The sequence below is a fragment of the Nocardiopsis sp. NPDC049922 genome (assembly GCF_040660275.1).
GTDB lineage: Bacteria > Actinomycetota > Actinomycetes > Streptosporangiales > Streptosporangiaceae > Nocardiopsis.
Genome location: NZ_JBFAME010000016.1, coordinates 1 through 22,543, shown reverse-complemented (window position 1 = coordinate 22,543; position 22,543 = coordinate 1). Strand labels below are relative to the sequence as shown.

General features: G+C 72.5%; 20 protein-coding genes and 1 riboswitch. Of the genes, 8 read left to right on the top strand and 12 right to left on the bottom strand.

What is annotated here, in order from left to right; all coding sequences use genetic code 11:
- Window positions 1–35 precede the first annotated feature (35 nt).
- From dop to AB0I72_RS23750, 3 genes are all read right to left on the bottom strand, one after another.
- A complete protein-coding gene (dop, locus tag AB0I72_RS23760; RefSeq protein WP_358572331.1) occupies window positions 36–1,556 on the bottom strand; it encodes a depupylase/deamidase Dop in 1,521 nt (506 codons plus the stop codon).
- 253 nt (window positions 1,557–1,809) lie between these two features.
- Window positions 1,810–3,579, bottom strand: coding sequence for a proteasome ATPase (gene arc, locus AB0I72_RS23755; protein WP_358572329.1), 1,770 nt, complete (start codon window positions 3,577–3,579; stop codon window positions 1,810–1,812).
- Window positions 3,580–3,936: 357 nt separating this feature from the next.
- Window positions 3,937–4,881: a tRNA (adenine-N1)-methyltransferase gene (locus AB0I72_RS23750; protein WP_358572327.1), complete on the bottom strand. Its 945-nt coding sequence runs from the start codon at window positions 4,879–4,881 to the stop codon at window positions 3,937–3,939.
- 197 nt (window positions 4,882–5,078) lie between these two features.
- Here AB0I72_RS23750 and ppgK point away from each other — a divergent pair, with 197 nt between their 5' ends.
- Window positions 5,079–5,843 (top strand): polyphosphate--glucose phosphotransferase, encoded by a 765-nt coding sequence (ppgK, locus tag AB0I72_RS23745; RefSeq protein ID WP_358572325.1) that lies wholly within the window; start codon window positions 5,079–5,081, stop codon window positions 5,841–5,843.
- Window positions 5,844–5,920: 77 nt separating this feature from the next.
- Here ppgK and AB0I72_RS23740 read toward each other — a convergent pair whose 3' ends face one another.
- Window positions 5,921–6,331: a DUF2000 domain-containing protein gene (locus AB0I72_RS23740; RefSeq protein WP_358572323.1), complete on the bottom strand. Its 411-nt coding sequence runs from the start codon at window positions 6,329–6,331 to the stop codon at window positions 5,921–5,923.
- A 64-nt stretch (window positions 6,332–6,395) separates the two neighbouring features.
- Between AB0I72_RS23740 and AB0I72_RS23735 the strand changes: the two genes are divergently transcribed.
- Window positions 6,396–7,316 (top strand): AraC family transcriptional regulator, encoded by a 921-nt coding sequence (locus tag AB0I72_RS23735; protein ID WP_358572321.1) that lies wholly within the window; start codon window positions 6,396–6,398, stop codon window positions 7,314–7,316.
- 172 nt (window positions 7,317–7,488) lie between these two features.
- Here AB0I72_RS23735 and AB0I72_RS23730 read toward each other — a convergent pair whose 3' ends face one another.
- Window positions 7,489–7,779, bottom strand: a complete 291-nt coding sequence (locus tag AB0I72_RS23730; protein ID WP_358572534.1) for a hypothetical protein — start codon at window positions 7,777–7,779, stop codon at window positions 7,489–7,491.
- A 283-nt stretch (window positions 7,780–8,062) separates the two neighbouring features.
- On the opposite strand from AB0I72_RS23730, the gene AB0I72_RS23725 reads away from it, so the two are divergent.
- Together AB0I72_RS23725 and AB0I72_RS23720 are read left to right on the top strand one after the other, a co-directional pair.
- Window positions 8,063–9,382, top strand: coding sequence for a helix-turn-helix domain-containing protein (locus AB0I72_RS23725; RefSeq protein WP_358572319.1), 1,320 nt, complete (start codon window positions 8,063–8,065; stop codon window positions 9,380–9,382).
- Between the two features lie 32 nt (window positions 9,383–9,414).
- Window positions 9,415–9,888, top strand: coding sequence for a hypothetical protein (locus AB0I72_RS23720; RefSeq protein ID WP_358572317.1), 474 nt, complete (start codon window positions 9,415–9,417; stop codon window positions 9,886–9,888).
- Here AB0I72_RS23720 and AB0I72_RS23715 read toward each other — a convergent pair.
- On the bottom strand, window positions 9,885–10,979 hold the full coding sequence (locus AB0I72_RS23715) for a site-2 protease family protein (protein WP_358572532.1): 1,095 nt from the start codon (window positions 10,977–10,979) through the stop codon (window positions 9,885–9,887). The two genes, AB0I72_RS23720 and AB0I72_RS23715, sit on opposite strands and share 4 nt — an antisense overlap.
- A 165-nt stretch (window positions 10,980–11,144) precedes the next feature.
- Between AB0I72_RS23715 and AB0I72_RS23710 the strand changes: the two genes are divergently transcribed.
- The 4 genes from AB0I72_RS23710 to AB0I72_RS23695 all read left to right on the top strand — a co-directional run bounded on the left by AB0I72_RS23710 (window position 11,145) and on the right by AB0I72_RS23695 (window position 14,705).
- Window positions 11,145–11,948, top strand: coding sequence for a RecB family exonuclease (locus AB0I72_RS23710; protein ID WP_358572315.1), 804 nt, complete (start codon window positions 11,145–11,147; stop codon window positions 11,946–11,948).
- Between the two features lie 44 nt (window positions 11,949–11,992).
- On the top strand, window positions 11,993–12,667 hold the full coding sequence (locus AB0I72_RS23705; RefSeq protein ID WP_358572313.1) for a response regulator transcription factor: 675 nt from the start codon (window positions 11,993–11,995) through the stop codon (window positions 12,665–12,667).
- 243 nt (window positions 12,668–12,910) lie between these two features.
- Window positions 12,911–14,335, top strand: a complete 1,425-nt coding sequence (locus tag AB0I72_RS23700) for a threonine/serine exporter family protein (protein ID WP_358572311.1) — start codon at window positions 12,911–12,913, stop codon at window positions 14,333–14,335.
- 169 nt (window positions 14,336–14,504) lie between these two features.
- On the top strand, window positions 14,505–14,705 hold the full coding sequence (locus AB0I72_RS23695) for a DUF5999 family protein (RefSeq protein ID WP_358572309.1): 201 nt from the start codon (window positions 14,505–14,507) through the stop codon (window positions 14,703–14,705).
- Between the two features lie 24 nt (window positions 14,706–14,729).
- Here AB0I72_RS23695 and AB0I72_RS23690 read toward each other — a convergent pair whose 3' ends face one another.
- From AB0I72_RS23690 to AB0I72_RS23665, 6 genes are all read right to left on the bottom strand, one after another.
- Complete coding sequence (locus tag AB0I72_RS23690; protein ID WP_358572307.1) at window positions 14,730–15,998, bottom strand: tetratricopeptide repeat protein; 1,269 nt, start codon at window positions 15,996–15,998, stop codon at window positions 14,730–14,732.
- 327 nt (window positions 15,999–16,325) lie between these two features.
- Window positions 16,326–19,235 carry an aminomethyl-transferring glycine dehydrogenase gene (gcvP, locus tag AB0I72_RS23685; protein WP_358572305.1) on the bottom strand — a complete coding sequence of 970 codons (2,910 nt, stop codon included), beginning with the start codon at window positions 19,233–19,235 and terminating at the stop codon, window positions 16,326–16,328.
- Window positions 19,236–19,330: 95 nt separating this feature from the next.
- Window positions 19,331–19,419: riboswitch (glycine riboswitch) on the bottom strand.
- A gap of 147 nt (window positions 19,420–19,566) precedes the next feature.
- Window positions 19,567–19,698 (bottom strand): hypothetical protein, encoded by a 132-nt coding sequence (locus tag AB0I72_RS23680; RefSeq protein ID WP_358572303.1) that lies wholly within the window; start codon window positions 19,696–19,698, stop codon window positions 19,567–19,569.
- Window positions 19,699–19,713: 15 nt separating this feature from the next.
- On the bottom strand, window positions 19,714–20,202 hold the full coding sequence (locus tag AB0I72_RS23675; RefSeq protein ID WP_358572530.1) for a MerR family transcriptional regulator: 489 nt from the start codon (window positions 20,200–20,202) through the stop codon (window positions 19,714–19,716).
- A gap of 474 nt (window positions 20,203–20,676) precedes the next feature.
- Window positions 20,677–21,150: a bifunctional nuclease family protein gene (locus AB0I72_RS23670; protein WP_075925525.1), complete on the bottom strand. Its 474-nt coding sequence runs from the start codon at window positions 21,148–21,150 to the stop codon at window positions 20,677–20,679.
- A 159-nt stretch (window positions 21,151–21,309) separates the two neighbouring features.
- Entirely contained in the window at window positions 21,310–21,855 is a 546-nt protein-coding gene (locus tag AB0I72_RS23665) for an FHA domain-containing protein (protein WP_358572301.1), read from the bottom strand.
- Between the last annotated feature and the right edge of the window lie 688 nt (window positions 21,856–22,543).

Below are 22,543 nucleotides of genomic sequence, written 5' to 3'. Positions count from 1 at the left end.
CTTCGTGACCTGGGACGCAACCGGCCAGGCCCCTGCTACGACCGCTGTCCGGTGAGGATCGCCACCAGGTCGGCCGCCGTCGGCGAGTTGTCCAGCAACCGCCCCACGTGCTCCTTCGTCCCCCGCCGGGGCTCCAGCGTGGGCACCCGCTGGAGCGAGTCATAGCCCGGCAGATCGAAGATCACCGAGTCCCACGACGCCGCCGCCACCTCGTCCGCGTACTTGGCCAGGCACCGGCCCCGGAAGTACGCCCGGGTGTCGTCCGGCGGCTCCGTGATCGCCCGCGTCACCTCCGGCTCCTCCAGCAACCGCTGCACCCGCCCACGCGCCGCGAGCCGGTTGTAGATCCCCTTGTCGGCGCGCACGTCCGAGTACTGCAGGTCCACCAGCTGGAGCCGCGGGTGCGACCAGTCCAGGCCGTCGCGCGACCGGTACCCCTCCAGGACCTTGAGCTTGGCCACCCAGTCCAACTCCGTGGCCAGATCCATCGGGTCGTTGCCCAGCCGCGTCAGCACCGACTCCCAGCGGTCCAGGATGTCCGCCGTGTCCGGGTCGACGTCGGTGCCGAACCGGTCCTCCACGTACTTGCGCGCCTGGTCCAGGTACTCGCCCTGCAACTCCAGCGCGGTCATCCGCCGACCGTCGCGCAGCCGCACCCGGTGCGTCAGCCCCGGGTCGTGCGAGATCGCCCGCAGATCCGCCACCGGCGTCTCCAGCGACAGGTCCACGCTGATGAACCCGTCCTCGATCATCGCCAGCACCAGCGCCGTGGTGCCCAACTTGAGGTACGTGGAGATCTCGCTCATGTTGGCGTCGCCGAGGATCACGTGCAGCCGCCGGTAGCGGTCGGGGTCGGCGTGCGGCTCGTCCCGTGTGTTGATGATCGGACGCTTGAGCGTCGTCTCCAGCCCCACCTCGACCTCGAAGAAGTCCGCGCGCTGGGAGAGCTGGAACCCGCTGCCCTGACCGTCGGCGCCGATGCCGACCTTGCCCGCGCCGCACACCACCTGCCGCGACACGAAGAACGGGATCAGGTGCCGCACGATGTCCCCGAACGGCGTCGACCGGTCCATCAGGTAGTTCTCGTGGCACCCGTACGAGGCGCCCTTGTTGTCGGTGTTGTTCTTGTACAGCTGGATCGGGTCGATCCCCGGCGTCGCCCCCGCCCGCGCGGCCGCGTCCGCCATCACCCGCTCGCCCGCCTTGTCCCACAGCACGGCGTCGCGCGGGTTGGTGACCTCGGGCGCCGAGTACTCGGGGTGGGCGTGGTCGACGTACAGCCGGGCGCCGTTGGTGAGGATGACGTTGGCCAGCCCCAGGTCCTCGTCGGTGAGCTGCGTCGGGTCGGCCACCTCCCGCGCCAGGTCGAACCCGCGCGCGTCGCGCAGCGGGTTCTCCTCCTCGAAGTCCCACCGGGCGCGCCGCGCCCGTGCCGCCGAGGCGGCCAGGTAGGCGTTGACCACCTGGGTGGAGGTCACCATCGCGTTGGCCCCGGGGTTGCCTGGCACGGAGATCCCGTACTCGGTCTCGATACCCATAATCCGCCGCACACTCATGATGAGAGGTTATCCGCCACGGCCGGGTCTTGAACGCTTCCGCGCCAATCGTGGCCCAAGTGCCGTCTCCTCGGGCGTTTCACACCGACGGGCGGCTCCGGCGTCCGCGCACGTCGGGCTGGCTCCCGCGGCGTGCGGACCGGCGGTCGGGCACACCTCCGGAATCTCGCGCTCCGCGACGCGTGGGGGGAGCGAACCATCGACACGAAGACGGGGCCGACCGGAATGTCCGGTCGGCCCCGAATGCCGCGTTCTACAGGTACTGACCCGTGTTCGGCACCGTGTCGATGCTCCGCCCGGAGTCGGCGCCCTTCTTGCCGGTCACCAGGGTCCGGATGTAGACGATGCGCTCACCCTTCTTACCGGAGATCCGCGCCCAGTCGTCCGGGTTGGTGGTGTTCGGCAGGTCCTCGTTCTCGCTGAACTCGTCGACGCAGGCCTGCATCAGGTGCGAGACCCGGATGCCCTTGGACTCGTTGTCGATGAAGTCCTTGATGGCCATCTTCTTGGCCCGCGAGACGATGTTCTCGATCATCGCGCCGGAGTTGAAGTCCTTGAAGTACAGGACCTCCTTGTCCCCGTTGGCGTAGGTGACCTCCAGGAACCGGTTCTCCTCGCCCTCGGTGTACATCCGCTCCACGACCCGCTGGATCATGGCCTCCACCGTGGCCTTGGCCGACCCGCCGTGCTCGGCCATGTCCTCGTCGTGCAGCGGCAGGTCCGGGGTGATGTACTTGCCGAAGATGTCGCGGGCCGCCTCGGCGTCGGGCCGCTCGATCTTGATCTTGACGTCCAGCCGCCCCGGCCGCAGGATCGCCGGGTCGATCATGTCCTCCCGGTTGGAGGCGCCGATGACGATGACGTTCTCCAGGCCCTCGACACCGTCGATCTCGCTCAGCAGCTGCGGCACGATCGTGTTCTCCACGTCGGAGGACACACCCGAACCACGCGTGCGGAAGATCGAGTCCATCTCGTCGAAGAACACGATGACCGGCGTGCCCTCGGAGGCCTTCTCCCGGGCCCGCTGGAAGACCAGGCGGATGTGCCGCTCGGTCTCGCCCACGTACTTGTTGAGCAGCTCCGGGCCCTTGATGTTGAGGAAGAAACTCTTGCCGACGTCGCGGCCGGTCCGCTCGGCCACCTGTTTGGCCAGTGAGTTGGCCACCGCCTTGGCGATGAGCGTCTTTCCGCACCCGGGCGGCCCGTACAGCAGCACGCCCTTGGGCGGCCGCAGCTGGTGCTCGTAGAACAGATCCTTGTGCAGGTAGGGCAGCTCGACCGCGTCGCGGATCATCTCGATCTGCCCCGACAGCCCTCCGATGTCGGAGTAGGCGATGTCCGGGACCTCCTCGAGGATGAGCTCCTCGACCTCGGACTTGGGAATCCGCTCGTACACGTACCCCGACCGCGACTCCAGCAGCAGCGAGTCCCCCGGCCGCACCGGCTCGTCGCGCAGCGGGTCGGCCAGCCGGACGATCCGCTCCTCGTCGTGGTGCGAGATCACCAGCGCCCGCTCGCCGTCCTCCAGCAGCTCCTTGAGCATGACGACCTCGCCGACGGTCTCGAAGGACTCGACCTCGACGACGTTGAACGCCTCGTTGAGCATGACCTCCTGGCCCGGGCGCAGCCCGTCCAGGTCCACCGAGGGGCTGACGTTGACCCTCATCTTGCGGCCGTTGGTGAAGATCTCGACCGTCTCGTCCTCACGGGACCCCAGATAGACGCCGAAGCCGGACGGCGGCTGCGCCAACCGGTCGACCTCCTCCTTCAGGGCGACGATCTGCTCTCGGGCTTCCTTGAGCGTGGAGACGAGTCGTTCGTTCTGGCCGTTGGCCGCCGCGAGGTTGGCCTGAGCCTCCCTCAGCCGCTCCTCCAGCAGGCGTACATGTCGGGGCGAATCAGCGAGCTTACGCCGAACCACGCTGAGTTCCTTTTCCATGTAGGAGACCTGAGCCGTGAGTTCAGCGACTTCACGGTCCTGGTCGCTCTGACGCTCGTCGTCGCGCTCGGCCACGTCCGCCACCTCCCTTTGAGAAGGACGACTACTCGGGAGCCTACCTACCCCTGCCCATTTCCTAACCTCCCACGTTCGGGGAGTGTCGAAGGCCTCATTTATCGACCTTGCGTATCACCAGGTCACAGTGGTAGCGGATGGTCGGACGTAATGAGAAAGTAACCTCCGGGTCGGCCCCCGGGCAAGAACTCACCAGCCCTGACCGGGGTCGTCGCCGCACGTCGCGGGCGACGCGGGCGGCCACGGCCGGAGTCCTGACCGGGGTCGTGACCGCACCCCTCGCACACACGAACGGGCCCGCCCGCCCCCGTGTTCCGGGTGGCGCGGACGGACCCGTGAGGTCATGGCACCGGCCTGGACGCGACCTCAGTCCTGGGCCGACTCCCCCTCGGTCCGCTCCCGGGCGCCGGACCCGGCCCCGGCCGACCCCTTCTCCGCCGCCCGCGCGGCCTCGAAGTCCTTGCCGTAGGCGCCCTTGGCCGGACGGCGGCGCCGCTCGGGCGCCCGGGCGCCGTCGGCCAGCCGCCGCGCGGTCACCAGGAACCCGGTGTGCCCGATCATCCGGTGGTCCGGGCGCACCGCCAGCCCCTCCACGTGCCAGGTCCGCAGCATCGTCTCCCACGAACGCGGCTCGTAGAACCGGTCGTCCTCACGCAGCTCCTCGACCACCCGCGACAGCTGCGTCGTGGTGGCCACGTAGCAGCACACCAGCCCACCCGGGATCAGGGCGCGCGCGACCGCGTCCAGGCACTCCCACGGCGCGAGCATGTCGAGGAAGACCCGGTCCACGTCGGTCTCGTCCAGGCACTCGACCAGGTCCCCGACGGTCAGCCGCCACGCCGGGTGCGGTCCGCCGTGGAACCGCTCGACGTTCTTGCGCGCGATCTCGGCGAAGTCGGCGCGGCGCTCGTAGGAGTGCACCACCCCCTGCTCACCGACCGCGCGCAGCAGCCAGTTGGACATGGCGCCCGACCCGGCCCCGGCCTCCACGACCCGCGCGCCCGGGAAGATGTCCGCCTCCACCAGCACCTGGGCGGCGTCCTTGGGGTAGACGATCGTCGCCCCGCGCTTCATCGACAGCGTGTAGTCGATCAGCAGCGGACGCAGCGCCACGTACGAGGTACCGGTGTTGGAGGTCACCACACTGCCCTCGGGCCGCCCGATGAGGTCGTCGTGGTCGACCTTGCCCTTGTGCGAGTGGAAGGCGCCGCCCTCGCTCAGCGTGATGGTGTGCATACGACCCTTGGGGTCGGTCAGCTGCACGGTGTCGCCGTCGGTGAAGGGGCCGCGGCGGCCATGGATACCGGTCAACGTCGCTCTCGTCTTCCCACGTCGCGTTTGGTCGGGCAATCGCCCAGAGTATCGGCCCGCCGGTACCGCCCCGACCAGGCCGACGCACGCCCCGCGCCCGAGGACTTCCGGTCCGTCGGCGCCACAGGGCAGTATCGGCGTGAGCGGCCCCGCACGGGCCCCGCCCACGACCACGGCACCAGGGGAGACCACGACCCATGTCACAGCCGACCACCGGCTTGGGAATCGACATCGGCGGCAGCGGTATCAAGGGAGCGCCCGTCGACCTGACGAGCGGCGAGTTCACCGCCGAACGGCTGAAGATCCCCACCCCCGAACTCTCCGCGCCCCACGAGGTCGCCGACATCGTGGGCCGGATCGTCGCCCACTTCCCCGAGGCCGCCGACGGCCCCCTCGGCGTCACCTTCCCCGGCATCGTCCAGAACGGCGTCGTCCGCACGGCCGCCAACCTCGACAGCGGCTGGATCGACACCGACGCCCGCGCCCTGTTCACCGAGGCCGCCGGACGCCCGGTCCGGGTCCTCAACGACGCCGACGCCGCCGCCGTCGCCGAGGTCCGCTTCGGCGCCGCCCGGGGCGTGTCCGGCGTGGTCCTGCTGACCACCCTGGGCACCGGGATCGGCTCCGCCCTGCTCGTCGACGGCCACCTGGTGCCCAACACCGAGTTCGGCCACCTGGAGATCCACGGCCACGACGCCGAGACCCGCGCCTCCTCGGCCGCGCGCAAACGCGACGGGCTCACCTACGAGGAGTGGGCGCACCACCGGCTCCAGCACTACTACCGGGTGGTCGAGGACCTGCTGTGGCCGGACCTGATCGTCGTCGGCGGCGGGGTGAGCCGCAAGTCCGACCGCTTCCTCCCGCTGCTGGACATCCGCACCCCGATCGTCCCGGCCGCGCTGCTCAACACGGCCGGGATCGTCGGCGCGGCCCTGGCCGCCGCCGACCACCCGCCGTCCTGACCACCCGCCGTCCTGACCATCGGCCGTCCTGACGGTCGCCCGTACGACGGCCCGCCGCGCCGGGGCGGGCTCCCGACTCACGGGTGCAGGCTGAGCCCCCTGACCGTCTTGTCGACCTGACCGCGCGGCCCGTACACAGCCACGCCCACCAACGACAGCTCCTCGGCGGGCACGGCGCGCACGGCGGCGCGGTTGTCGTCGTCGTTGTCGGTCTTGAACAGCTCCTCGGTGTACACCGCCGTGGCCAGCCCCCGTGAGCGGGCCCGGTCCAGGGTGCGGGCCAGGGTCCGCGCGTCGGCGGCGAAGACGAGGACGGGCTCGCGGAACATCGGCAGGTAGGTGTTCCCGGACCCGTCCTCGTACGGCTCCCCCACCGCCCCGGGGTTCCCGCCCGCGACGCCGCTGCTGAGGAAGGCGGTCACGTTGAGCTTCTGCCACACGGCCAGGTCCTCCCGGACGGCCACGGCGATCTTGGTGTCGAAACGCATGCGTCGACGATCGCGCACACCGCCGCCCCCGGTCTTGAACGCTCGTGCGCGCGACAATGGAACCATGACGCAGGACTGGGCCAGGTACTGGCGCTCCCCCGACCGACCGCTGGAGGCGATGCACGCCCACTTCCAACGCCACGCCTACCACCGGCACAGCCACGACGCCTACTCGTTCGGCGTGACGGAGTCGGGGCTCCAGGCCTTCCACTGCCGGGGCGGCGCGCACACGAGCACACCCGGCACGGTCCTCGCCTTCAACCCCGACGACCCCCACGACGGCCACGCCGAAGCCGAACCGGGCTTCACCTACCGGATCGTGCACATCGGCCCCGACCTGGTGCGCGCGGTGCTGGCCGACACCGCCGACGGCCGCGGCGCCCTCCCCCTCTTCCCCGATCCGCTGGTCCACGCCCCCGACCTGGCCGCCGCCCTGCGCCGCCTGCACACCGCCCTCCTGGACGGATCCCCCCGCCTGGCCACCGACGAACTCCTGCACGGCGCGGTCCTGTCGGTGGTCCGGCACGGGGCCACCGTCCCGCCCCCGACCGCCGCGATCTCCGACGCCGACGCCGTCCGGGTCGCGGGGCGCGTGCGCGAGACCCTCCACGAGCACCTCGCCGAGGACGTCGGCGCGCAGGACCTCGCCCGCGCCGCCGGGCGCAGCCGGTTCGCCGTCTACCGCGCCTTCCGCGCCGTGGAGGGCATGGCTCCCAGCGACTACCAGCGCCAGCTGCGGCTCCGACGGGCCCGCGCCCTCATCGCGACCGGTGTGCCCCTGGCCGAGGCCGCCGCCCTCGCGGCCTTCGCCGACCAGAGCCACCTCACCCGGTGGTTCACGCGCTACTACGGCGTGTCCCCCGGCGTCTACCGCGCGGCGGCGGGGCACGCCGTCCGCGTCGGCCCGCCGCCGACGGCCAGCCGGTGCCCGGTCGCCGACCGGGCACCGGAGCCGGGAGGCTCCGCTCACCGAAGGGGGCGGTGAGCAGGGGAGCGTCTCGGCCGTCCCGGGCCGTGCGGGGTGAGCGGGCGGGGCAGGGCAGGGCCCCGTGCAGAGGGAGACTGGGTTTCGGGGAAGCCCAGACCCCACCCGCTCACCGGGCGTGGACATGGCACACGCCCGCAGGTGCGCGAGGTTCGGGGGACCTCGCGCGTGTTCAGGGTTCGCCCACCGACGCGGACAGGGCGCCCGCGATGCGCCGGGCCGCGTCCGAGGTCCGAGCGACCGGGGAGAGCGGGACCCCCGCCAGGGCCGAGGTCACCCCCTCCTGGAGCGGCCACCGCATCCACCACCACAGGCCGCCCCGGTGCGGGCGCAGCAACGCCCGCTGCGGACGCGAGACGGGACCGGCGTCGACGGAGCCGGACACCCCGTCCTCGCGCACCTCCACCCCGTGCGACCTCAGCTCCACGGCCAACCCCCGCAGGGCACGGCCGACCGCGTCCACCGGACCGCCCGCCTCGGCCGTCGGGGCGGCGCCGACCGAAGCGACGTCCTCGGACCGACCCTCACCCCCACGCCCGTACGCGGCCAGACTCGGGTTACCCGCTGACGGGGTCTCAACGGTCACGGGGCCTCCCTCCCAGGTGCTCCAGATCCACCGGCGACCTACGACCTCTGTCACTCTGCCGTATCCGGAGAGTGATGAACCGCTCCTATGCGTATCGCGCATGCCCCCTTCTTTCTCGTACATAGCCCCTGAGCACCACGCAAGTCCCTAACCTAGGCTCATGTCCCAACCCGACGTCGTACTCCCGCCCGACCTGTGGACCCGGCCGCGCATCGCGGCCGCACTGGCCACCTGCGACATGGCGACGGTCATCGAGGGCGTCCGCGAGGCTCGCGGATGGTCCCAGGGCGACCTCGCCCGCGCGGTCGACTACTCCCAGAGCTGGGTCTCCCGCGTCGTCAACGGCCAACAGTCCCTCACCGTCAGCCAGGTCCAGGACCTCGCCCGACGCCTGGCGATCCCCCTGCACCTGATCCGCTTCGCCGACGACCCGCACCGGGGCGGCCTCGACCAGAAGGGAGTGGACGACACGAGACGACGCGACTTCGGACGAGTGGTCGCCGCCGGCGCCCTGGTCACCACCGTGTCCCCGTCCCACCCCCCGGCGCGGGACGGCGCACCGCACCCGGTCAACGAGACCACCGCCCCCGCGCTGCGCTCGATCACCGGCGGACAGCGGCGCATGGACGCCACGTCCTCCGCCCGCCACCTCCTGCCCAGCGCGGTGGCGCACGTGCATCTGTCCGAGCAAATGCTCGCGCACTCGCGCGGGACACCCTTCTTCACCGAACTCAGCGCCGCCGCCAGCGAGGCCTCCGGGTTCGCCGCCTGGCTCCACGCCGACCAGGGCGACATGGGCTCGGCCCGCATGCACTACCGCACCGCCGTCGTCCGCGCCCGCCAGGCCGGGATGCGCCTCCTCGACGTGTACATGCTCGGCTCCCTGGCCGCCTTCGAGATCGACACCGCCGAGGACCCCGAACTCGGGCTGGGCCTGGTCCGCGAGGCCGAACACGTCCTCGGCCCCGCCGCCCACCCCACCGCCCGCGCCTGGCTCAACTGCGTGGCCGCCCTCGCCCACGCCGGGACCGGGGACCACTCCGCCGCCGCCCAGGCGCTCAGCCGGGCCGACCGCGAAGTCACCCGCCCCGGCAACGCCGACCCGCCCTGGCCCTGGGTCTTCGCCTTCGACGAGGCCAAGGTCGCCGGATACCGAGCGCTCGTCGGCGTCCGCCTGAGCCAACCCCACGACGCCCGCGCCGCCTTCGACGAGGCCTTCGGCGCCGCCTCGCCCAGCGTCAAGCAGTCCGCCGTCCTCCAGGTCGAGTTGGCCCGCGCCCACGCCGAGGCCGGAGACGTCGACGAGGCCTTCCGCCTGGCCCAGGAGGCACTGACCACCGGCATCCTCTTCGGCTCCGAGCGCGTCATCGGACGCGTCCGCACCTTCCGCCGCCGCTACCGGGGCCCGCGCGCCCGGTGCGTCGACGCCCTCGACGACCGGCTCACCTCACTCATGACCGGCCTGCCCGCAGTTGGGTAGGTAGGCGGCGAAACGACCAGTAGGGAGGTTTCGTGATCCGCATCGGCATCACCGGACACCGCGCACTGCCCCCCGACGTCAGCGCACACGTCGCCGAACTGATCGCCGCCCACCTAGAACCGTACGGGTGCGAGTTGGTCGGACTGTCCTGTCTGGCCGACGGAGCCGACACCGTCTTCGCCGAGGCGGTCGTCGCCGCGGGCGCGCCACTGGAGGTGATCGTCCCGGCCCTCGGCTACCGCGACGCGCTGCCCGCCGAACACCACCGCGTCTACGACCGCCTCCTGGGACAGGCCGTCCTCGTGCACACGCTCCAGAACGCCGCGTCCACCCCCGAGGCCCACATGGCCGCCGGACGGACGCTGGTGGACCGCTGCGACCAGCTCGTCGCCGTCTGGGACGGCCTGCCCGCACGCGGACCGGGAGGCACCGCCGACGTCGTCGCCTACGCGCGCGAGCACTTCCGCCCGGTCACCGTCCTCTGGCCCCAGGGCGCACGCCGCTAGTCAGACACCGGCCCCGGCCCCTGCCCCCGGCCCGTCATCGCCGCGTTGACGTCCACGGACCGCAGCACCCCGAACACGCGCCCGTCCTCCTCCACCACCAGGTACTCCGGCAGCGGACGACTGGTCAACGCCTCCACCAGCGCCTCACCCTCCAGATCCACCGGCACCACCGCGCCCCGGGTCACCGCCCGCGACACACTCGACACCGGAACCCACGCCCGACGCCCCTCGGTGATCGCCGCGGCCGCCGCCTCGTGCACGATGGACACCGCCGTGCCCGCCGCGTCCACCACCACGATCGCCTCGGCGCCGCTCTCCCCCGCCCGGCGCCACGCCTCCGCCAACGGCGTGTCACCCGGCACGGTCACCGCGGGCCGCGCCAACGCCCGCGCCCGCAACCCCGGCACCCGGGCGCGCACCCGCGCGTTGGCCAACGCCTCCGTCGAGCCCATCCACATGAACCCGCCCAGGACCAGCCCCCACACGATCGCCCACGGACTCGGCCGACCGCCCGCCGACCACGCGAACACGAACGGCAGCGCGATCACCACCACCGCCAGCAGCCGACCGCCCCAGGCCGCCACCACACTGCCCACGAACGGCCGACCCGTCATCTTCCACACCCCGGCGCGCAGCAACCGCCCGCCGTCGAGCGGCAACCCCGGCAACAGGTTGAACACACCCACCAACAGGTTGGCCACCCACAGCTGGAACAGCAGCTCACCCGTCACACTGAACGGATCCGCCACCGACGCCAGCACGTACGCCCCGGCCGCCAGCCCCAACGACAACAGCGGACCCGCGAACGCGATCCAGAACTCCCGCCCCGGCGTGGGCGCCTCCCGCTCGATCTCCGAGACCCCGCCCAGCACGTACAGCACGATGCGCCGCACGGGTAGCCCGAACCCGCGCGCCACCACCGAGTGCGCCAACTCGTGCACCAGCACCGACGCGTACAACAGGATCGCGAACACGAACGCCAACACGTACGCCGACGGCCCCAGCGCCAGCCGGTTCTGCACGATCCCGCCGTAGACCAGCGTGATCAGCACCGCCACGATCAACCACGAGGACGTCACGTACACGGGGATGCCGAAGGGGCGCCCGAGCAGGAGCCCCGGCTTCGAGGAGCGCTCACCGGACACGGGCCTGGAATCGTCGTTGGTCACGCTCACAGACTAGGCCGTGTGCCCCCAGGATCCGCCGCCCGGCCCAACCGGCCTCCGTCGGTCGCGACCCTCTCGTAGGCTCGTCGCATGACCACCGCGTTGCTCCCGTCCGCCCTCTCCCCCTCCCGCGCCTCCGACTTCCTCCAGTGCCCGTTGCTGTTCCGGTTCCGCGCCATCGACAAACTCCCCGAACCGCCCAGCTCCGCCGCCCTGCGCGGCACCCTCGTCCACGCCTGCCTGGAGCGGCTGTACGAACTCCCCGCCGAGACCCGCACCGCCCGCACCGCCGTCGGCCTGGTCGAGCCCCAGTGGGAGACACTGCGCGCCAAGCGCCCCGAGGTCGACGACCTGTTCGCCGACGACGCCGCGCGCGACGCCTGGTTGGAGTCCGCCCGCGCACTGGTCACCCGCTACTTCGACCTGGAGAACCCCACCGCCCTGGAGCCCCGCGACCGCGAGCTGCGCCTGGACGTGGCCCTGCCCTCCGGACTGCGCCTGCGCGGCTACGTGGACCGCCTCGACGTCGCCCCCTCCGGCCAGATCCGCATCGTCGACTACAAGACCGGCAAGTCCCCCCACCCCCGCTTCGAGGACAAGGCCAGGTTCCAGATCTTCTTCTACGCCGTCATGATCTGGCGCGACCTCGGCGTCGTCCCCACCCGCCTCCAACTCGTCTACCTCGGCGGCGACGGCGCCGTCCGCTGGTACGACCCCACCGAGGACGAACTGCGCGCCGCCGAGGCGGAGATCGGTCACATCTGGGACCGGATCGAGGAGGCCGGCCGCACGGGCGTCTGGGAACCCCGGCGCAGCAAGCTCTGCGGCTGGTGCGACCACCAGGCCCTGTGCCCCGAGTTCGGCGGCACCCCGCCCCCGTTGCCCACCCGCTGAGTCGCACGTCCGACCCCCTCGCGGAGTGCGGCAGAATCGACGCCGTGCCCGTCTCAGTTCTGCTCGTCGACGACCAACCGCTCGTCCGCGCGGGCTTCCGCATGATCCTGGAGGCCACCGGCCACCTGTCCGTGGTGGGTGAGGCCGCCGACGGCCGCGAGGCCGTCGACGCCGCCCGCCGCCTCCTGCCCGACGTCGTCCTCATGGACGTGCGCATGCCCGGAATGGACGGCGTCGAGGCCACCGGACGGATCACCCGGTGGGCCGCGCGGCTGGGACACGACATCCGCGTCCTCGCGCTGACCACCTTCGACCTCGACGAGTACGTCACCGGCGTCCTGCGCGCGGGCGCGGTCGGCTTCCTGCTCAAGGACGCCCCGCCCGCCGAACTCGTCGCCGCCGTCGAGGTCGTCGCCGACGGCGGCGCGGTCATCACCCCGGCCGTGCTCGAACGACTCCTGCGCCGCTGGGCCCCGCACCTGCCCGCCGACCCCGCCCGCGAGCCCGTGCCCGACGACCCGCTCACCGCCCGCGAACGCGAGGTGCTGCGGCTGGTCGCCCGCGGCTGGACCAACGCCGAGATCGCCGCGCACCTGGTCCTCGGCGAGACCACCGTCAAGTCCCACGTCGGCCGCGTCCTCACCAAGCTCGGGCTCCGCGACCGCGTCCAGGCCGTCGTCCACGCCTACGAGACCGGCCTGGTGCGCCCCGGCGACTAAGCGCCTCCTGGGGCCTCCGCTTCGCTTCGGCCCGTGTTCGGGCGCCAACCCCTGACCAGCCCCGGCACCCGGCGCGTCGCTGTCAGCCGCCCGGCCCCCCTGGAAGGATGAACCGGTGACCGACCTCACCGGCGCCCGTCCCCCGACCAGGCCAACTCCACCCCGCCCGGCGGCGTCTCCTGTGCGGTGGAAGGCGACGCTCCGGCCACGACGGAACCGGACGGGAAGCGAAGGGAGGACGACATGCCCAACAAGCGCGAGCGGCCCGTGGCGCCCAGTGAGGACCGCCTGCTGAGCAGGATGCGCGACTGGCGGGCCGAGCACGAACGGGAACTGACCCCGGACGAGCTGGACGAGGAGGGGCAGCTCCCCGACGCGCGGGCGATCGACACGGTGCTGCGCGTCGGCGAACTCATGCTCGCCAGCGGCGAGGGCACCGAGGCGGTCAGCGAGGCCATGCTCAGCCTCTCGGTCGCCTTCGAACTGCCCCGCGCGGAGGTGTCGGTCACCTTCACCACCATCACGCTGTCCACCCACCCCGGCGGCGACCTGCCCCCGATCACCGGCGAGCGCGTGGTCCGCCGCCGTACCCTCGACTACTTCCGCGTCGGCGAGCTGCACACCCTCGTGCAGGAGGCCGCGCTGGGCCTGCTCGACCTGGAGGAGGCCGCCACCCGCCTCAACCGGATCCGCCGCGCCCGCATGCCCTACCCCAACTGGATGATCGCGGTGGGCTTCGGGCTGATCGCCTCCAGCGCGAGTGTGATGATGGGCGGCGGCTTCATCGTGGCCGCCGTCGCCTTCCTCGCCACGGTCCTGGGCGACCGCACCGCCGTCTTCCTCGCCCGACGCGGCGTCGCCGAGTTCTACCAGATGGCGGCCGCCGCCGTGGTGGCCGCCTCGATCGGCCTCGGCCTGCTGTGGGTCAGCTCCGAACTGGAGCTCGGGCTGCGGGCCAGCGCGATCATCACCGGCAACATCATGGCGCTCCTGCCCGGACGCCCCCTGGTCTCCAGCCTCCAGGACGGCATCAGCGGCTACTACGTCTCCGCCGCCGCCCGCCTCCTGGAGACCTTCCTCATCCTGGGCGCGATCGTCTCCGGCGTGGCCGCGGTCGCCTACACCGCCATCCGCCTGGGCGTGAGCATCGACCTCGACTCCCTGCCCTCGGCGGGCACGTCACTGGAGATCCCGGTGCTGGTCGGCGCCGCGGGCATCGCGATGGCCTTCGCGATCTCGCTCGCCGTGCCCCTGCGGCTCCTGCCCGCCATCGGGGTGCTGGGCGTGATGATCTGGGTGATCTACGCGGGCCTGCGCGCCGCCCTGCAGGTCCCGCCCGTGGTGGGCACCGTGGCCGGCGCGGTCGCGGTCGGCGTCGTCGGCCACTGGCTCGCCCGGCGCACCCGCAGGCCGGTCCTGACCTACCTCATCCCGTCCATCGCGCCGCTGCTGCCCGGAAGCATCCTGTACCGCGGCCTCATCCAGATCACCCAGGGCACGGTGGTCTCGGGCCTGCTCAGCCTGGTCGAGGCGGTCATGGTCGGGCTCGCCCTGGGCGCCGGGGTCAACCTCGGCGGCGAGCTCGTCCGCGCCTTCCAGCACGGCGGTCTGGCCGGGGCGGGCATGCGCGGCCGACCGGCGGCGCGCAGGACACGCGGAGGATACTGAGCACCGATTCTGTCCACAGGTGGCCAGAACCAATGCGGCATCAGCGGGTATCCCATGGATGAGAGCGGCCGGGGCGATGCGAACCGCCCCAAACCGCAACGGCATGTGATGTCAGCCACTACGCTGGACGTCAGCTCAACGCCGAGCGTTCTGGACCGAAAGGCCTTCCATGTTCACGTGCAGCCACGAACCCGCCTGTCCGTCCTACGAGGACACCGACCGCGAGGCCGCGCGGGTGATCGCCAGCCACCCGGAGCAGGGATGGAGCCTGCTCTGCAACGGTGTCGTCCTGTTCGACGACACCGGTGAGCTGCTGCCCGACGGCGCGGTCGTCGCCCCGCACCGACCCCACGTCCACGCGGCGGCCTGACCCCCCGCACCCCCGCCAGCCTGCTCAGCGACCTCCCGGTGGCCCGTGCTCCGGCCACCCCTCCGGCAGCGGGTCCTCCCCCATCGCCTCGTGCAGCCGACGTCGGAAGTCGGCGTGCACGTCGACGCCCCACACCGTGTCGCTCGGGACGCGCAGGGCCTGTTCCATGACGGCCCGCAGGGCGGAGGGGCGTGCCTCGCCCTCCACCACGGGGACGGCGAGCAGCGCGTGCATCCGGGTCACGACCGCGAACAGCTCCCCGGCGAGCACGGAGGTGCTGGAGGTGGCCGCGGCCTCCTCCAGGTAGGGCTCCCACCACGGCGGCGCCGCGTCCTCCTCGGGGGCGGACGCGAACCCGCGGCGCAGACGGCGGCGCACCTCCTCGGCGGTGTCCCGGTCGCCCAGACCGGACCGCCAGACCCGCTCGGCCGCCTCCGGCTCCCCCCGCAGGGCGAGCAGCCCCGCCAGGAGCTCGACGGCCGCGCCCGAGGTCGCGGGCTCGGGCCGCTCCCCGTCCTCCGGCTCGGCGTGGGGTCCCGGGGTCCCGGTCGAGGCGGGGACGATCGCGTCCAGGTCGCCGATGGCGTGCTCCAGGTGGGCGGCGGCGCGCAGCAGCCGCAGTCCCGGGTCGTCGGCGACCGCCAGCCCGCGTTCGACGGCGGCCAGGGCGGCGTCGGGCCGTCCCCGCTCCAGCAGGCGTCCGGCCAGGTCCCGGGCGGCCTCGGCGACGGTGGTCGCGTGCAGGCGGCTGAACTCCGCCCGGTCGGTCGGCAGCTCCAGCGCGGCCTCCCAGTGCTCCTCGGCGGCCTCGCGGTCCCCCCGCGCCTCGGCGTCGCGGGCCAGACCGTAGTGGGCGACCGCCGCGTGGGCCGGGCCGCCCAGGTCGAGCAGGCGCCGCCAGACTCGGGCGGCCTCCTCCCCCGCGCCCTCCTGTTCCAGGGAGAGGGCCAGGTGGTGGGCGGCGCGCGGGGCGTGGCGGGTGTCCCCGGTGGCCAGGGCCCGGTACGCGGCCTCGCGGGCGGCGGGCGGGTCGCCGCGCTGGTCCTCGACCACGGCCAGGCCGAGCAGCGCGCGGGCCTGGACCGCGGGCGGCGGGTTGGCGGCCACGGCGCGCTGGTACAGGGCGGCCGCGCGCTTGAGGTGGCCGTTCTGGGCGAGGTCCTGGGCCTGGTCGCACAGGTCCGCGGCGTCGTGGGCGGGGGGAGCGTCCGTCTCCCCGGCGTCGGCCGGATCGGTGGCCTGGGGCGGGTCGTCGGGAGCGGAGCGTGCGGGCGGCCCGGACGTGGTGGTCATGCGTGGCGCTTTCCATGGGGGTGTGGGTGGTCGCTCGGTGAGGCGGGCGTCGCCGCCACTGTAACCCGCGCGCGAGCGGTCCACCTTCCGTCGCGGGCGCGTGCCGCGTACCGCTCCGGCCCGACGGGGGGAAGGCACCGGCGCCAGCCTCCAGACGGGGCGTCTGGCGCGGGTGCGTCGCCCCTGTCGCCGTCCCGAGGAGCCAGGGCCGCCGGGCCGGTTCCCGGGTGCGTGACGCACCGAAGCGTCACCTTTACGTCGTAGATTTCCGACATGTCCGAATAGGGGCGCCGACGCGGCGTCGGCGCCCCCTCGGTCCGTCGACCGTCAGAGCTCGAAGGCCTCCGGCGGCGGGCAGGAGCAGACCAGGTTGCGGTCACCGTAGGCCTGGTCGATCCGGCCCACCGGCGGCCAGTACTTGTCCTGGCGCAGCGACGGCAGCGGGTAGACCGCCTCCGCGCGACCGTAGCCGTGCTCCCACACGTCCGCGGTCACCGCCTCGGCGGTGTGCGGCGCGTTGCGCAGCGGGTTGTCGTCGGCGTCCCACTCCCCCGCGGCCACCCGGTCGATCTCCCCGCGGATCGCGATCATCGCCTCGACGAACCGCTCCAGCTCGGCGAGGTTCTCGCTCTCCGTCGGCTCGACCATCAGGGTGCCCGCCACCGGGAACGACATCGTCGGCGCGTGGAAGCCGTAGTCCATGAGGCGCTTGGCGACGTCCTCGTTGCTGATCCCGCTCGCCTTCTGGAGCGGCCGGATGTCGATGACGCATTCGTGCGCCACCAGACCGTCGGCTCCGGTGTACAGGACCGGGAAGTACGGCTCCAGGCGCTTGGCGAGGTAGTTGGCGGACAGCACGGCCGTCTCGGTGGCGGCGCGCAGCCCGTCCTCGCCCATCATCCGGACGTAGGCCCAGGAGATCGGCAGGATGCCCGCCGAGCCGAACGGAGCCGCCGAGACCGCGCCGACACCGGTGTGCGGACCCGCCTCGGGCTGGCCCGGGTGGTTGGGCAGGAACCCGGCCAGGTGCGAGCGCACCGCCACCGGTCCGACGCCGGGACCGCCGCCGCCGTGCGGGATGCAGAAGGTCTTGTGCAGGTTCAGGTGGCTGACGTCGGCCCCGAACTCGCCGGGCTTGGCCCAGCCCAGCAGCGCGTTGAGGTTGGCGCCGTCCACGTACACCTGGCCGCCCGCCTCGTGGACCAGGCGGCACACGTCGGTGATGGTGTCCTCGTACACGCCGTGCGTGGAGGGGTAGGTGACCATGATGGCCGCCAGGTCCCCGGCGTGCTTCTCGGTCTTGGCGCGCAGGTCCGCCAGGTCGACGTTGCCGTGGTCGTCACAGGCCACGACGGCCACGCGCATCCCGGCCATGACGGCGCTGGCGGCGTTGGTGCCGTGCGCGGAGCTGGGGATGAGGCAGACGTCGCGGTGGGCCTCGCCGCGGGAGCGGTGGTAGCCCCGGATCGCCAGCAGACCGGCGAGCTCGCCCTGGGACCCGGCGTTGGGCTGGAGCGAGACGGCGTCGTAGCCGGTGACCTCGGCCAGCCACGCCTCCAGGTCGCGGATGAGGGCCACGCTCCCGGCCGCCTGGTCCAGCGGGGCGAACGGGTGCAGCCCCGCGAACTCGGGCCAGGTGACGGCCTCCATCTCGGCGGTCGCGTTGAGCTTCATGGTGCACGAGCCCAGCGGGATCATCGTGCGGTCCAAGGCCAGGTCCCGGTCGGACAGGCGGCGCATGTAGCGCAGCAGCGAGGTCTCGCTGCGGTGGGTGTTGAACACCTGGTGGGTGAGGTAGTCCACGCCGCGCCGCAGGTCGGAGGGCACGCGGTCGGCGGACTCGTCGACGGTCAGGCCCGCGCGGGAGGAACCGCGCTCGAACTCGCCGAAGGCGCCCAGGACCGCCTCCAGGTCGGCCGGGGAGGTGGTCTCGTCGACGCTGACGCCGACCGTGGTCTGGTCCACGGCCAGCAGGTTGTACCCGGCCTCCAGCGCGCGCTCGACCACGGCGGCGGAGCTGGGCACGCGCACGCGCAGGGTGTCGAAGAAGGCGCCGTGCACGACCTCGAAGCCGCGCTCGGTCAGGCCGTCGGCCAGCGCGGCGGCGCGGGTGTGCACCTGGCGGGCGATGGCGCGCAGGCCGTCGGGCCCGTGGTAGACGGCGTACATTCCGGCCATGACGGCGAGCAGCACTTGGGCGGTGCAGATGTTGCTCGTCGCCTTCTCACGCCGGATGTGCTGCTCGCGGGTCTGCAGGGCGAGGCGGTAGGCGGGACGGCCCGCCTCGTCGACCGACACGCCGACCAGGCGACCGGGCAGCTGGCGGCGCAGCTTCTCGCCGACGGCCATGTACCCGGCGTGCGGGCCGCCGAAGCCGAGCGGGACGCCGAAGCGCTGGGTGGAGCCCACCGCGATGTCGGCGCCCAGGTCGCCGGGGCTGCGCAGCAGGGTCAGGGCGAGGATGTCGGCGGCCACGACGGCCAGCGCGCCGCGCTCGTGGGCGGCGGCGACGACGTCGCTCGGGTCGCGCACGACACCGCTGGAGGCCGGGTACTGCACCAGGACACCGAAGGCGTCGCCCTCGGGCAGGCCCTGGGACAGGTCGGCGACCACGATCTCGATGCCGAGCGGCTCCGCGCGGGTGCGCAGCACGTCCAGGGTCTGGGGGAAGACGTCGGCGTCGACGACGAAGACGTCCGCCTTGCTCTTGGACGCGCGCCGGGCCAGCGTCATGGCCTCGGCGGCGGCCGTGGCCTCGTCCAGCAGGGAGGCGCCGGAGACGGGCAGGCCGGTCAGGTCGCAGACCATCGTCTGGAAGTTGAGCAGGGCCTCCAGGCGGCCCTGGGAGATCTCGGGCTGGTAGGGCGTGTAGGCCGTGTACCAGGCCGGGTTCTCCATGATGTTGCGCAGGATGACGGGCGGGGTGACGGTGTCGTAGTACCCCAGTCCGATCATCGAGGCGCGCACCTGGTTGCGGTCGGCCAGGCGGCGCAGCTCGGCGAGGGCCTCGGCCTCACCGAGCGCCTCGGGCAGGTCGAGCGGGGCGCTGCGGCCGGGGCCGGTGAGGATGGACTCGGGGACGGCGGCGGCCATGAGCTCGGCGGTGGAGCCGTAGCCGACGGTCTTGAGCATCTCCGCGGTCTCGGCGGGGGTGGGCCCGATGTGGCGGTCGGCGAAGACCCGTGCGGGGGCGCCGGGCGTGTGCGGCGTCGGGTCTGGCGTGGACTGGTCAGGCACGGAGACCTCCTGGTGACAGGGCCGAGCGGGTCGGCGCTTTCCTCACGGTCTCCCCCTCTGTCACCGGGCACGGCGGTGCCAGGCTTCAGAGCGGCCTCCTCCACGCGGTCCGTGGTGCCTGAGAGGTTACTGGGGAGTATTGCCCCGTCGGCGCCCCTGTCGGGGTCTCTCCCGCGTGGTATTGACGGCCTGTTGACACTGTGTATGGATGTACGAACAGGGCGAATGTCAGTTTTCGTCCCCGTTGTGACCAAACGGTACTCGATCACCGCGCCGGAGGCCGAGCCCGGGTCTCGCGTGTTCCGTCCCCACGCCCCGCCGCTCCGGGGTCTCAGCCGTGCGCCCGCCCGAGCGCCGCGCGGATCCGCGCCACGGCGTCGTCGCGGGCGTGCTCGTTGGCGGCGTTCCACACCGCGGCGTACCGGGTCGCGGCGACCAGGTAGTCCCGGTGACCGCCCGCCACGCCCGGGGGCCGTGCTCAGCCCGTGCGGCGCTCGCGTCGGCGGCGCGCCAGCTCGTCCACCGGCTGCGGCGGAGCGGCGGGCAGGTCGGTGCGGTCCTCGGCCGGGACCACGCCCAGGGCCTCCTCCAGTTCGCGCCACACGTTGCCCAGCGCCAGCCCGAACATGCCCTGGCCGCGCTGCATGAGGTCGACGACCTCGTCGGGGGACGTGCACTCGTAGACACTGACGCCGTCGCTCATCAGCGTGATGCGGGCCAGCTCGGGGGCGGGCCTACCGCGCAGATGATCGACGGCGTTGCGGATCTGCTGCAACGAGATGCCGGTGTCCAGGAGGCGTTTGGCCACCTTCAGCAGCAGGATGTCGGGGAGGCTGTAGAGGGGCGCGTTATGGGCTCCGGCGCGCACACTCGGCTCGACCAGACCGGTTCTGGCCCAGTAGTCGAGCTGACGGTAGGTGATCCCGGCGGCGGTACACGCCGCTGGGCCCCTATACCCGACGTCCATAGGCAGCGCCACCACGTCCTCTTCGCACAGTAGGCCCTGCTGCCCCGCTAGCCGCAGCGCGGACCGCCTGTCATGGGTCTCCCGCTTGCCGCCCGCTACCGCCACGCCGACCTCCGGCTCCTCGTCCCACGGCGGCGTCGACAGGGGATGTCCACTCAGGGATGGGGTGCGCCGCGGGTTCCACTGCACCGACCGTAGGACGACCGACCGGCAGCGTCAACGACGGCGCGCGGCGCGTCGCCAAGTGCACGCGCCGTCCGTCTCCCGACTCCGAGTCGGGCCCCGTCCACGGTCGTCCGGAGGTTCCGGCCGTGACCAACGCGTCCCCCTCCCTCGACCCCGTTACCCAATGTATCAGTGGCGATCACGGCGAACCCGCAGGTCACAGCCGTGTCGCCGCGTTCCCGCGCACCCCTGTCCACGCCGCGGGCGCGGCGGGACCGACCCCCTGCCCGAGGGCGGCCCCGAGGGGCGCTACTCGGCGCGCCGGCCGAAGTCCTCGGGCGAGATGTTGTCCAGGAACTCCCGGAACGCCTCGACCTGGTCCTCCTGCTCGTCGGGGATCGGCATCCCGGCCTCGGCGATCACGTCCTCGTGGGCGTAGATCGGCGTGCCGGTCCGCAGCGCGAGCGCGATCGAGTCGGAGGGGCGCGCGCTGACCTCCACCCCGTTGCTGAACACCAGCTCGGCGTAGAAGATCCCGTCGCTCAGACCGGTGATGTTCACCGTCTTCAGCCCGGTGTCGAGCGCCTCCAGCACGTCCCGGAACAGGTCGTGGGTCAGCGGCCGGGCGGGTGCCACCCCCTGCTGTGCGAGTGCGATCGCCGTCGCCTCCACCCCGCCGATCCAGATCGGGAGGTAGCGGTCTCCGTCGGATTCCTTGAGCAGGACAATCGGCTGGTTCGAGGGCATCTCAACTCGGACGCCGACGACCTCCATGTGCTTCACAGCGGCTCCGTCCCACGAGTCGTCATGCCGGATGGGCGCTCGTCCCTGCTCCCACGTTGGATCAGGACCCGAGGGCGAAATCGGCACCCTTCGTTACAAAGCTCTCCGGAGGCGGGGGCCCGCAAACCTTGTCGGCGCGGCGACCCCCGCCCGGCCTGGTCAGCGACGCGGCTTGGTCAGCAGGACCATGCGGAACTTGCCGATCTGGATCTCGTCCCCGCCGCCGAGCGCGGCCTCGTCGACCGGCTCACGGTTCACGTAGGTGCCGTTGAGGCTGCCCACGTCCCGGACGCCGAATCCGTCGCCACGGCGGAAGAACTCGACGTGCCGACGCGAGACGGTCACGTCGTCGAGGAAGATGTCACTGTTGGGGTGGCGCCCCGCGGTCGTCACGTCGCTGTCCAACAGGAACCGGCTTCCGGCGTTGGGACCGCGCCTCACCACGAGCAGCGCCGTGCCCGGAGGAAGGGCGTCGGCGTTGGCCGGGTCGTCGGCCGCCAGCTCGTCCCCGGTCGACTCCTCCTCCTCGAGGGCCTGGATCCCGGAGATCGAGATGGTGGACGTGACGTCGCCGGCGGAGTCCCCACCCGTACCAGGTCGTGGGGTCTGCTGCTGGGGCCTGCGGACGGGGGTCCCACAGTAGGAGCAGAAACGGGCATCATCCGCAACGGCGTGACCGCACTGCGTGCAGTAAACGCTCGACATAGGTCGGCTCGGCCTCCTACCGCACGGGGCGGTGCTTGATTCGGCTGATCGGTGACACGTCCCGGGCACTGGGCGGGCTCCTCACCCGCACACCGCCCGAAGCGCGGCGAGACAGCCCGCTGTCGGGCAGCGGTACGCCTCACACGGTCGGTCGCTAGGTCTCATCCCCCATGTCGTCCTCCTTGTCACCCCCGGCCCGGACTCCGCCGTCATCGGGGTGCCCGCCCGGTGGTGACGCGGTGCGTCAGGGAACACTCGACTGTAAACCATATCCCTGTCCAGGAAGGGTTTTGCTCCACCTCGGCCTGCCGTGGACGCCCGGACTCGCCCGCGGCTGAGGGGACGGCGGACCCGGCACCCGGGGCACCGTCTCCGCCGATGTCCGCCCCCGTCGAGATGGACACCTGCTCTGGTGCTGATGCCTCGTGGGGCGGATTGGTTCGCAGCTGCGCCAAAGGGATTCGCGCGATCTTTCCACCACCGCGATGACCTGCCGTAATGTCCAGTTTAGCGGGCGGATCCGCGGTGGGGTCGGGCGGTTTCCACCGCCCTGGACACGCCGCGCGGGTGCGGGCGGAGCACCGCCCGCACCCCCGCCGCCCCCGCCACAGCCCCGCCCCCTGCAACCAAGCGCCCCACCCCGGCAAGGAGGGGGTTGACGTGAGGGGGGTGGGGGACCAGCCCCCAA